The organism is Sphingobium sp. LMA1-1-1.1 (assembly GCF_040676365.1).
Classification (GTDB): domain Bacteria; phylum Pseudomonadota; class Alphaproteobacteria; order Sphingomonadales; family Sphingomonadaceae; genus Sphingobium.
This window is the reverse complement of record NZ_JBEGHS010000074.1, coordinates 66,886-78,054: the sequence shown is the minus strand read 5'-3', so window position 1 is coordinate 78,054 and position 11,169 is coordinate 66,886. Positions and strand designations below refer to the sequence as shown.

Annotated in this window: 11 protein-coding genes; 2 read left to right on the top strand and 9 right to left on the bottom strand. The window is 64.5% G+C overall.

The genetic code is table 11. The features are described 5' to 3' along the window. The first annotated feature begins 92 nt into the window (after nt 1-92). Complete coding sequence (locus MRBLMA1_RS22020) at nt 93-482, top strand: winged helix-turn-helix domain-containing protein (protein ID WP_363739970.1); 390 nt, start codon at nt 93-95, stop codon at nt 480-482. 111 nt (nt 483-593) lie between these two features. After that, nucleotides 594-2,972 carry a TonB-dependent receptor gene (locus tag MRBLMA1_RS22015; RefSeq protein WP_363739969.1) on the top strand — a complete coding sequence of 793 codons (2,379 nt, stop codon included), beginning with the start codon at nt 594-596 and terminating at the stop codon, nt 2,970-2,972. A gap of 82 nt (nt 2,973-3,054) precedes the next feature. Here the strand turns inward: MRBLMA1_RS22015 and MRBLMA1_RS22010 are convergent, their stop codons facing one another. The 9 genes from MRBLMA1_RS22010 to MRBLMA1_RS21970 all read right to left on the bottom strand — a co-directional run bounded on the left by MRBLMA1_RS22010 (nt 3,055) and on the right by MRBLMA1_RS21970 (nt 11,166). Next, nucleotides 3,055-4,110 carry a flagellar motor protein MotB gene (locus MRBLMA1_RS22010; RefSeq protein ID WP_363739967.1) on the bottom strand — a complete coding sequence of 352 codons (1,056 nt, stop codon included), beginning with the start codon at nt 4,108-4,110 and terminating at the stop codon, nt 3,055-3,057. Nucleotides 4,111-4,113: 3 nt separating this feature from the next. Continuing rightward, the gene (motA, locus tag MRBLMA1_RS22005) at nt 4,114-4,977 is read right to left on the bottom strand and encodes a flagellar motor stator protein MotA (RefSeq protein WP_007682571.1); all 864 of its coding nucleotides are present in this window, start codon (nt 4,975-4,977) and stop codon (nt 4,114-4,116) included. Nucleotides 4,978-5,258: 281 nt separating this feature from the next. Further along, on the bottom strand, nt 5,259-6,104 hold the full coding sequence (locus MRBLMA1_RS22000; RefSeq protein ID WP_363739965.1) for a flagellin: 846 nt from the start codon (nt 6,102-6,104) through the stop codon (nt 5,259-5,261). 17 nt (nt 6,105-6,121) lie between these two features. Next, the gene (gene flgK / locus MRBLMA1_RS21995; protein ID WP_363739963.1) at nt 6,122-7,456 is read right to left on the bottom strand and encodes a flagellar hook-associated protein FlgK; all 1,335 of its coding nucleotides are present in this window, start codon (nt 7,454-7,456) and stop codon (nt 6,122-6,124) included. Continuing rightward, complete coding sequence (locus MRBLMA1_RS21990) at nt 7,453-7,779, bottom strand: rod-binding protein (RefSeq protein WP_363739960.1); 327 nt, start codon at nt 7,777-7,779, stop codon at nt 7,453-7,455. Before MRBLMA1_RS21990 ends, flgK begins: the two co-directional genes overlap by 4 nt. Further along, nucleotides 7,779-8,879: a flagellar basal body P-ring protein FlgI gene (locus MRBLMA1_RS21985; protein ID WP_363739957.1), complete on the bottom strand. Its 1,101-nt coding sequence runs from the start codon at nt 8,877-8,879 to the stop codon at nt 7,779-7,781. Before MRBLMA1_RS21985 ends, MRBLMA1_RS21990 begins: the two co-directional genes overlap by 1 nt. A 14-nt stretch (nt 8,880-8,893) precedes the next feature. After that, nucleotides 8,894-9,565 carry a flagellar basal body L-ring protein FlgH gene (locus MRBLMA1_RS21980; RefSeq protein ID WP_363739955.1) on the bottom strand — a complete coding sequence of 224 codons (672 nt, stop codon included), beginning with the start codon at nt 9,563-9,565 and terminating at the stop codon, nt 8,894-8,896. Between the two features lie 8 nt (nt 9,566-9,573). Beyond that, nucleotides 9,574-10,362 carry a flagellar basal-body rod protein FlgG gene (gene flgG, locus MRBLMA1_RS21975; RefSeq protein ID WP_363739952.1) on the bottom strand — a complete coding sequence of 263 codons (789 nt, stop codon included), beginning with the start codon at nt 10,360-10,362 and terminating at the stop codon, nt 9,574-9,576. Nucleotides 10,363-10,425: 63 nt separating this feature from the next. Further along, nucleotides 10,426-11,166, bottom strand: a complete 741-nt coding sequence (locus tag MRBLMA1_RS21970) for a flagellar basal body rod protein FlgF (protein WP_133653839.1) — start codon at nt 11,164-11,166, stop codon at nt 10,426-10,428. Nucleotides 11,167-11,169: the final 3 nt, after the last annotated feature.

Sequence of the window (11,169 nt, the reverse complement as noted above, 5' to 3'; positions counted from 1 at the left end):
AGGCCAATAGCGGGCCGATCACCGGATCAGGATGAAAATGAAACAGGGCTTCCGCAGAAAGAGCAGCGCTCTCGACAAGAGGGATTGTTGAGGTGGACACCGGCCGGCTGAAGATCAAGTTGCAGCTTCATTGCGGGAGCAGCTTTGCGATGGGGCCGGGCAAGGCGGCCCTGCTAGAGGCGATCAAACGGGAGGGCTCGATTTCCGGAGCCGGCCGTGCGCTTGGCATGAGCTACCGGCGTACATGGTTGCTGGTGGACGAGATGAACCGCTGTTTTGCGGAAAAGCTGGTCGAAACCTTGTCGGGCGGTGGACGCGAGCGCGGCGCGCGCGTCACGGAACATGGTCTGGCCGTGCTTGCCGCCTATCGCGCCTTGGTCGAGGAAGCCTCCGCGATAACCCGAAGCCCTGCCTATTCCGAACTGACGAAATTGTTGCTGGCAGCGCCGCGCAACGGCGAGGCCGAAGGCTCCCCCGACTGACCAGCCCCTGATCATCGCGATTCCCCTTTGTCGCGACTTGCAGTGCCAATCCATCACTATATACGGCGGGATATAGAGATTCGGGTGGCATTTCCAAAAAGGGGGGCATTCATGCATTTATCCGCGCGTGCGCTGGCGTTCGGCCTGGGCGTTCTGACTATCGTCGCACCGGCCTGGGCCGAGGTTCCCGGAGCGCCGGATGCAACGCCGGATGCAGGGGCCGAAAGCGCAGAATCGGGTGGCCTGCCGCAGATCATGGTCACTGCCCGGCGGCGCGTGGAAGACAGCCAGTCCGTGCCCGCGGCGATTTCCGTCGTTGACGGCAAGCTGCTCGATCAATCCTATACGGTGAACACCGGGCAACTGAGCCTGCTTGTCCCGTCGCTCAATTACAGTTCGGCAAACCCGCGCAACACCGCCTTCACGATCCGGGGGCTCGGCAGCAGCGTCGTGGCGGTCAGCCAGGCGAATGACGGGCTGGAGCCCGGCGTCGGCTTTTACGTCGATCAGGTCTATCACGCACGGCCCGCCACTGCCGCTTTCGACTTCACCGACATCGACCGGATCGAGGTGCTTCGCGGCCCGCAGGGCACGCTGTTCGGCAAGAACAGCACGGCAGGAGCGATCAGCATCACGACCAAACTGCCGACCTTCACGCCCGAAGCGCAGGAGGAATTATCCTATGGCAGCAATGATTTCCTGCAGGCCAAGGCATCGGCGTCGGGGCCGATCACCGATAGCCTCGCCTTCCGCCTGTCGGGCCAGTCGACCCGCCGCGATGGCGTCATCCACAATGTCGTGACCGGGCGCGACCAGAACAGCATGGGCAACCAGGCCGTTCGCGGCCAGCTTCTCTACAAGCCTTCCGAAGATTTCCAACTGCGCCTGATTGCCGATTTCACCAATTTCGAAAGCGCATGCTGCACGCAGGTCTATGTCCGGGTTGCGCCGACGCTGAAGGCGGCGGCCCGCCGATATGCCGCGCTGGCGGCCAATGTGCCGGGCGGACCCTATGCGCCGCCCAGCCTCAACCCTTATGACCGGCTGACCGACATTGATGCCGCCCTGGGCGTCAAGACGAATGAGGGCGGCGTTTCGGCCATCCTGGACTGGAAGCTGGGGCTGGGCACGCTGACATCGGTCAGTGCATGGCGGTTCTGGAACTGGGACGCGGCGAACGACCGCGACTATACCGGCATCCCGATCCAGCTCGTCCAGCACATCCCCTCCCGCCAGGACCAATATAGTCAGGAGTTGCGGCTGGCCTCCAATGGGGAGGGGCCGTTCAGCTATGTCGCTGGCCTCTATTTCTTCCGCCAGAAGATCACGGGCCGTCCCATTTCCATCTATGGTCCGCGCGCGGCCTATTGGTTGCTGTTCGCGGATTCGAACCTGCTTGACGGCTATGGCACCGACGGACGCACCGATTTCCGCTCCGACAGCTATGCCGCCTTTGGCGAGGTGAACTGGCGGCCGACGGATCGCCTGACGCTGACGGGCGGGCTTCGCTATACCTATGAGGAGAAGGAGGGCGCCTATGACAGCTTCACCTTCGGCGGCCCCGCCAATGTGACGGCGGCCCAGCGCGCGAGCCAATTGTCCATATTGCGCGGGCAGAGCTATGCCGCCAGCGACAAGGACGGCGATGTCACGGGCCGCGCCAACATCGCCTATCAGTTGAGCGAGGATGTGCTTGGCTATGCCAGCTATGCGCGGGGCGGGAAATCGGGCGGGATCAACATGTCGGGCCTGCCGCTGAACAACAACAACCAGCCCGCGCTGAACACCGCCGTCATCAAGCCGGAGAAGAACAGCGCTTATGAGATTGGCCTCAAGACGAGCCTGTTCAGCCGACGGCTGATCGCCAATATCGACGCCTATTATATGAGCGTGCGGGATTTCCAGACGAACGTCACGGATACCGGCGCGGCTGCGGCCTTGCGCACCTATCTCGCCAATATTCCCAAGGTCAGGGTGAAGGGCGTCGAAGCGGATATGATCGCGCTCGTCACGAAGGATCTGCAATTGCGCGCATCGGCGGCCTATGCGGACGGAAAATATATTTCCTATCCGAGCGGCCCCTGTCCGATCGAGGCGATCGGAACCGGAACGTCCGCCTGCGACCTGAGCGGCAGGGGCCTGTCGGGCCTGCCCAAATGGTCCGTGACATTGGGGGCTGATTATAGCCGGTCGGTGGATCTGTTCGGCAGGAAGGGCGCGTTCTTCCTTCATGCGGATTCCAGTTCGCGAACCCGCGTCTTCGGCGATCCCACGGCGTCGGCCTACACCGTCATCAAGGGCTATACGGTTGTGAATGGCAGTGTCGGTCTGCGCGCAGGGAACGGATTTGAAATCGCGTTGTTCGCGCGCAACCTGTTCGACAAGGACTATATGCAGAACCTGACCATCCAGGCGGGCAATTCAGGGCTGATCGTGGGAACGCCCAGCGACCCGCGCACGATCGGCCTGACCCTGCGGATGCGGCAATGATGCCTTCGATATGAAGGTCGTGGGTGTCATCGCGTCCAAGCCTGCCCTGGCACCCTGGACGCATTGAGCCGGACAGTCCGGCTCAATGCTTGCCGGGCTTGTTCGATGTCCCCGGCGCCGTCGGATTGATCAACTGCGCCCCTGCGGGCAGGCTGGTGCCGCCCATGTCGAGCTTTTGCGCTTCGGTCCGAGCCAGGGTCTTTGGATTGTCGCGCTCCTTGATGGCTGCCTTCGTCTCTGCGTCGAGCTGCGAGTCCGCGTCGCCGCCGTTCGCGCCGGCGCTCCAACCCAGGATGATCGACATGCGGCGGTTGCGCGGGTCGTAGACATCGCCCTTGGCGAAGGGTTCGCGGTCGGCGACGCCCTCTATCCGGGCGAAGCGGTCATTGCCGATGCCGCTCGCCGCCAGCGCCTTGCGCGTTGCTTCGGCGCGGGCGGAAGAGAGCATCCAGTTGTTCATCGTCTGGCCGGCGCTGTAGGGCAGGCCGTCGGTATGCCCGCGCACGATCAGCGGATTGGGCATGGTCCTGATCGTCGCCGCGACCTCGTTCACCAGTTCGCGCGCCTGCGGTAGCAGACGATCCGTGCCCATGGCGAACATCGCGAAGTCCGCCTCGTCGATCAGGTCGATGCGCAGTCCTTCCCGCGTTTCGGTGAAGCGGATGTTCTTCAGCAGTTTCCGGATGGCCTGGCGGCGGGCCATGCGCGCCTCCAGTTCCTTCTTGATCGATTCGAACCGGGCCCGGTCGGCGGCCTTGGTGGCCTTGCCGCCCTGGTCCTTGGTGCCCGACGCGTCGCGCGGCATGGTGATGGCCATATTGCCCTGACCGCCGGTGGTCGGGTAATTTTCCTTGCCCATCATGCTGTCGCCGCCGAACATGCCGTTGGCGCCTGCGGAATTCTCCTTGAGCTGCACCAGGGTCGGCGTGAAATAGTCGGCCAGGCCCTTGCGCTGCTTTTCCGTGGTCGCGCCCAGCAGCCACATCAGCAGGAAGAAGGCCATCATCGCCGTCACGAAGTCGGCATAGGCGACCTTCCACGCGCCGCCATGATGGCCGCCATGGCCGTCGACGATGATCTTCTTGACGATGATCGGCCGTGGTTCGGGCTCGTTCGCGCCGCGCTTCTTCTCGGCCATGGCTTATTTGCCCCGCATGCCGTCGAACACTTCGGCAAAGGCCGGCTGGTTCGCGTGGGTCAGGCTGGAACGGGCGGCCTCGATCACCAGCGGCTGCGGGTGGCCGTGCAGCGATGCGACGATGATCTGCTTGACGACATGGTACATGGAACCGTCGGCCTCGATCACGGCGCGGCAGCGATTGGCGAAGGGGTTGACCATGCCATAGGCAAGCAGAACGCCCAGGAAGGTGCCGACCAGTGCCGAACCGATCATGCCGCCCAGGATCGCCGGGGGCTGGTCGATGGAACCCATGGTCTTCACCACGCCCAGCACCGCCGCGACGATGCCGAGGGCAGGCAGCGCGTCGGCCAGTCCCTGAAGATTGTCGGCGGGACGCAGCGCTTCGTGGTGATGGGTCTTGAGCGCATTGTCCATGACCTCCTCGACCGCGTGCGGATCGAGCGTGCCGGAGGAGACGACCACCAGCCGCAACGTATCGCTGATCAGGTGGATGAGCGTCTTGTCACCCATCAGGCGTGGATATTCGGAGAAGATGGTGGAGCTTGCCGGATCCTCGATATGCGGTTCCAGCGCCACCGGGCCTTCGACGCGGAGCGTCTTCATCAGCTTGGAGACGAGGAAGATGCAGTCCAGGAAATCCTGCTTCTTGTATTTCGGGCCCTTGAAGACCTTGCCCAGGCCGCCGCCCAGCGCCTTCAGGTCGCTGCCCGAATTGCCGATGATGAGCGCGCCGACGGCCGCGCCGCCGATGATGATCATTTCATGCGGCAGGGCGTGCAGAACCGGGCCGATGTCGCCGCCTGTAAAGATGAAGCCGCCAAATACCATGGCGAGCAGCACGACCAGGCCGATGATTGCGAACATGATTATCCCCGAATTCCGCCCGAAGGCACCGTCTTGACCGAGCATCGCATGAAAGACGCTCTCGATTGGTTAATACGGCTTGGCGATGCCGAGATTTAGGGCGCCGGTCGAAAAATCGATCACGATGATTTCGAAGAGGAAGGGGCGCCCGTTCAAGAGCTTGGCCGCGAGATTGCTCTGCGCGCCTGGAGAGCGCCGGGTCAAACCGGACGCAGGACGCGCGCTCCGGGTTTTGCATCGTTCCAGGCGGGAAACCGGTTCCCGCCTTTCGGTACGATATCTTATTTGAGCAGGTCGAACAGATTCTGCTGGTTGATCCGGGCAAAGGCGGACTGGGCTGCCTCAAGCTGGAGCAGCTTGGCCGAGACCGAGGAGATCACATCCTGAAGATCAGTCGATTCCAGCCCGGAACGCCGTTCCTTGAGGTCGAGGTCGACATTGGTGAGACGCGTGCCGATCACGTCCAGCCGGTCGCTGCGCACGCCCTGCTTGGTCTGTTCCAGGACGACGTGGTTCTGGGCCGCCTTGATCGCGTCGAGCCCGGCCGCGACGTCGCTGTCGGTGCCGCTTTGCAGGGCGGTTATGCTCTGGTCCAATATGGCGTCGAGCGTCATCGGCGTGCCGTTGACGTCGATCCCCTCCGACACTTCCTGCCGGGTGCCGACCACGGCGAGATTGAGGCCGCGGCTGACCGGGACCAGCACGCTCTGTCCGTCGTCGAAGGCGGGGACGCCGCTGTAATCCTTCTGGTTGAGCAGCGAATCGATGGTGGAGCGGATCGTCGTCATTTCCTGGACGATGGCCGTCTTGTCGGTGGCGTTGAGCGATCCGTTGCGGGCACGGGTCATCAGTTCCTGCGCGCGCGTCAGCAGGGAGTTCATCTCGCCCAGATTGGCCTCGGCCGTGTTGGCGCGGGCCGTGCCGGTGCTGATGTTGGACTGCCAGGCGGCCTGTTGCGCCTGCTGCCGGCCGATGTCCGACACCTGCACCCAGGCGAGCGCGTTGTCCGACGGCTTGTTCAGCGTCACGCCGGTCGAGATCGCGGTCTGGCCATCGACGATGTCCTGCGACAATTTCTGCTGACGGCGAATCTCGGCCAGAAGGATCTTGTTGGTGATGCCGACCATGGTCCCGTTGCTCCCGTTCAGATGATCTGCAGAATGGCGTCGACAGTTTCCTTCGCAACCTGAAGGATCTTGGCGCTGCCCGAATAGGCCTGCTGGATGCGCAGCAGTTCGGCCGCCTCCATGTCCAGGTCGACGCCGCTGACCGCCTCGCGCGCGGCCACGGCCTGGTCGCTGCGGTTTTGCGCCGTGGTCTGTTCCGCCTTGGTGGAGGAAAGGAGGTTGGCGTGCGTCGCGATCAGGTTGGTCCAGCCTTGCTCGACACTGCCATTGCCGCGCAGCACGGTCGATACCGTCAGCAGATTGCCGTTGGGGGTGCCGTCCGTCGCCTTGGTGGCAAGCTGCGCCGGATCGCTGATGAGGGCGGTCACGGTCGCGGCCGTCGTTCCGGACAGCAGCGGCCCGCCGGCGGTTCCCGCATCGGTGCGGCCCTGCGCATGCCAGTTGTTCATGTTCGTGACGAACTGCTGCGCCAGCGTATCGAGACTGGTGCGGCGCTGCGAGACCGTGTCGGCGGCCGAGAACAGCCCGCCCAGCGTGCCGCTTGTCGGTGCGGCGAGAGCGGTGCCGCCGCTGGTGGCAAGCGAAAGCGTGCCGTTGGCGTTGGCGGTGAGGGCCAGCGGGGTGGCGCTGCTGCCCTGCACCAGCGTCTGTCCGTTCAGCATCACCTGCGCCTGGTCATGCGTGCCGAAGCTGATGTCGACATTGAGATTGGTGGACAGGGTGCCCAATGCCGCGTCGCGACTGTCGAGCAGCTGCGCATAGGCCGATGTGCCCGGCTGCGCGCGCAGCAGGCTGTTGTTGATGTCGGCGAGGGCAGAGAGCGCCTGGTTGACCGTCGTCACCGAGGACTGCGCCTCGGTCGCGATGCCGTTCGACACCTGGCTCAGGTCGGCCGAAGTCTGGTTGAAGGCCTGGGCGACGCGCCCGATGCTGTCCAGCGTCGTCACGCGCAGGGAATTGTCGCTTGGGCTCGCGGCCAGCTTGTCCATATTCTGGAACATGCCGGTCATGAGCTGGCCGACGCCGGTTTCCGTGTCGTTGAGCGCCGTTTCCGAATCGGTCAGCCAGCGCATCCGCGAGACCGCGCTGCCCAATTGCATGTTGGTGTAGCGCACGGTCGCGTCGAGATAGGGATCGGTCGCGCGGTTGACGCTCTTGACCTCCGTACCGCCGAAATTGGCGCGGGAGATGTAGACGGCCATGGTCGCGGTCGAGGAGCCGGATTCCATCGTCGTCACCGACCGGCGGGAATAGCCTTCGGTGCTGGCATTGGCGATATTTTCCGAAATCGCCGCCATGGCGCTGCGATAGGCCTTGGTACCCGACGCGCCGATGATGAAGAGGTCGCTCATTCGCCCTTGCCCATATTGGTGGCGGGTGCGGCGGCGGGTGCAGGGGCGCCGACCTTGGCGCCGAACTGGCGCATCAGCATCTCGGCTATGCCCAGCGTGCCCCGGCTCGCCATGCTGTCGGCGGTGCGGGCGTCGGCCATGTCGCGGAACTGGTCGGTGGCGCTGGAATCGCTGATGCCCTCGGCCAGGCTGGCCGAGCGCATCGCGCCCATCATCTGGCGCAGGAAGATCGCCTCGAACTGCTGCGCCGCCTTTTCCAGCGCAGCCTTGTTCTGCGTCCCGCCCGGCTGGCCCGTCGCCGTTGAAGTCCCGTCTATCCGCATCACAACACCACCAGTTCAGCCTTCAGCGCCCCGGCCTGTTTCAAGGCTTCCAGGATCGCAACCATGTCCGCGGGGGAGGCGCCGATGGCGTTCACCGCTTTCACTATATCGGCCAAAGAGGCTCCACCTTTAAAATTGATCATCGGTTTCTTTTCCTGATCGATCGAAATCGAACTGGATTGCTCGACCGCCGTCTGCCCTTGCGAGAAGGGTGCGGGCTGGACCACGCGGGGCGATTCGTTGACGCTGACGGTGATCTTGCCATGCGCGATCGCGGCGGGATGGATCTTCACCGCGCCGTTGATGACGACCGTGCCGGTGCGGGCGTTGACGATCACCTTCGCCGGGGCGTCGGCGGGCGAAACCTCGATATTCTCGATCATGCCCATCATCATGATGCGGTCTGAAGCGCCCGGCGCGGCGTCGATCGTGACCGACACGGCGTCCATGGCTTTGGCGCGATGGTCGCCATAGGTCCGATTGATGCCGTCCGCGACCCGAAGGGCGGTGGTGAGGTCGGCTTCGGACAGGTTGAAGGTGAGGGTGGGTGCGGTGTCGAAGCCGGTCGCGACCGCGCGTTCCACCGTCGCGCCGCCCGGAATGCGGCCGGCGGACGGAACGTTGACCGACACCTGGCTGCCGTCCGCGCCGGAAACGCCGAGGCCGCCGACGGCGAGGTTGCCCTGCGCCATGCCGTAAATCTCGTTATCCGCGCCGCGCAGGGGCGTCATGATCAGCGTGCCGCCGCGCAGCGACTTGGCCTTGCCCAGCGCGGAGACGGTGACGTCCAGCCGCTGGCCGGGCTTGGCGAAGGCGGGCAGGTCGGCGGTGACCAGCACGGCCGCCGCGTTCTTGAGTGCGGGGTTGATCCCCTGCGGCAAGGTGAGGCCGAAGCGCGAGACCACGCCCTTCATGCCCTGGGTCGCATAGTCCAGGCTGTCGTCGCCCGTGCCGGCAAGGCCGACGACGATGCCGTAGCCGGTGAGCTGGTTGGGACGCACCCCCTGGAAGGTGCCCAGATCCTTGATCCGCTCGGCATGGGCCGGAACGGTGAAGAGGGCCATGAGGGGCAGCAGGAAGCGAAACAGCAGGCGGGTCATGGCGCGCATGTCCATCAGAAGGGGCTGATCATGGAGAAGAAGCGCTGCAACCAGCCCTGGCGGCTGGCGCGGGCGATTTCCCCCTTGCCGGTGTAGATGATCTTGGCATCGGCCACGCGGGTCGAGGCAATGCGGTTGTCGGGGCCGATGTCGGCCTGGCGGACGAGGCCGCTGATCTGGATGAACTCGTCGCCGCGATTGAGCGTCAGCGCCTTTTCGCCCTTCACCAGCATCGTGCCGTTGGGGTAGGTCGCCGCGATCGTCACGGTGATCTCCCCATTCAGGGCATTGGACTGGGTCGCGGCGCCCTTGCCGGTGAAGCTGTTGCTGCCGCTGGAGCCGATGTCGCTGGCGGAGAATATCTTGGAGAGCGGCCCGGTGCTGGGCGGCGTCAGCGCGATGCTGCCGTCGCGGCTGGTGTCGGCGCTGTTGCTCTTGGTCGCCTGCGTCCTTTCGACCAGGACGATGGTGATGATGTCGCCCACGCTGGTCGCCCGCGCCCCGCTGGTGAGCGGGGTATAGCCCATCGACGCCTGGAAGATCGAGCCGTTGGCGGGCGGAGCGGCTGGGGCGGCAACCACCGTGGGGGCATAAAATTGCCGTTCGGCGTCGCGCTTCTTGCCGGCCATGGCCGGGGAGGCGGAAAGGGCCGTCGCCAAGAGGAGGAAAATGGCCGTTCTGCGCATCGCTATGCTCACAGCTGCTGGTTGACGTACTGGAGCATTTCGTCCGTCGCCTTGATCATCTTGGAATTGACCTCATAGGCGCGCTGCGTCTCGATCATGTCGACCAGTTCCTCGACCACATTGACGTTCGAGGTTTCGAGATAGCCGGAGCGGACGACGCCGCGCCCGTCCAGCCCGGCGACGCCGACCTGCGGCGTGCCGCTGGCGGCGCTTTCCTTGAGCAGGTTGCCGCCCACCGCCGTGAGCCCGCCCGGATTCATGAAGCTCGCCAGTTCGATCTGGCCGAGCTGGGTCGGTTCGGTCTGCCCCTGAAGCGTGGCGGAGACGGTGCCGTCATTGCCGATGGTGACGCTGGTGGCGCCTTCGGGAACCGTGATCTGCGGGATCAGCGGCAGCCCTTCGCTGGTGACGACGACGCCTTCGGCCGTGGTCGTGAAATTGCCGGCGCGGGTATAGGCGATCGAGCCGTCGGGCTGCTGCACCTGGAAATAGCCCGAACCCTCTATCGCCATGTCCAGCGTGTTGCCGGTCTGGTTGAGCGTGCCCTGGCTGTTGATCTTGGCCGTGCCCTGCATCGCCACGCCGGAGCCGAGGTTGAGGCCGGTGGCGAACTTGTTCTGGCTGTCGCTGTTCGCGCCCGCCGCCACGATCTGCTGATAGGCCAGCGTCTCGAAATCGGCGCGGTCGCGCTTGAAGCCGGTGGTGTTGACGTTCGCCAGGTTGTTGGCGATCACGCGCATCTTCGTGTTCTGCGCGTCTAGGCCGGTGCGGGCGACATGAAGGGCGGCGTTGGTCATCGTCTATCTCCGTGAGGCAGGCTCATCGCATCATTAAAAGCAAGAGCCGTGCCAGATCAGTCATCAGTCCAGCCGCATCAGCGATGCGCCGCCGTCGTCGAGCTGCTTGGCGGTGTCGATCATCTTGACCTGGGTTTCCCAGGCGCGGCTCGCCTCGATCATCTGGACGAGGGCCGACGTGGCGTTGACGTTCGATCCTTCCAGCGATCCGCCGGTCACGCTGGCGAGCGGATCGTCGGGAAGGGCGCCGCCATTGACTTCGCGAAACAGGCCGTCCGTGCCCTTGGCTATGCTGGAGCCGACGGGACTCACCAGCTTCAGCTTGTCGACCTGTTGGGGATTGGCGGGATCGCCGCCCTGGGGAACGCCCCAGATGCTGCCATCCTTGGCGATGGAAACGCTGTCCATCTGGGGCAGGGTGATCGGGCCGCCATCGCCCAGCACGGGCATGCCGTCGCCGGTGGTGAGCAGGCCGCTGTCACTGACCTTCAGGTCGCCACGGCGCGTATAGGCTTCGCTGCCGTCCGCGGCCTGAACGGCGAGCATCGCATCGCCGTTCATGGCCACGTCCAGTGGATTGCCCGTTTCCGTGACCGCGCCTTGCGCCATGTCGGCGGCGATCACCTGTTCGGATGCCTGTGCCCGCGTGTCGAAGGTATCGCCCTTGATCCAGCGTGTCTCGGCATTCGCGATTTCCGCGCGGAAGCCGGTGGTGTTGACGTTCGCCAGATTGTTGGAGATCGCCGCCTGCCGCGCCATCGCGCCGCGCATCGCGGTGAGTGCCGTGTTGACGAGCCTGTCCATGGG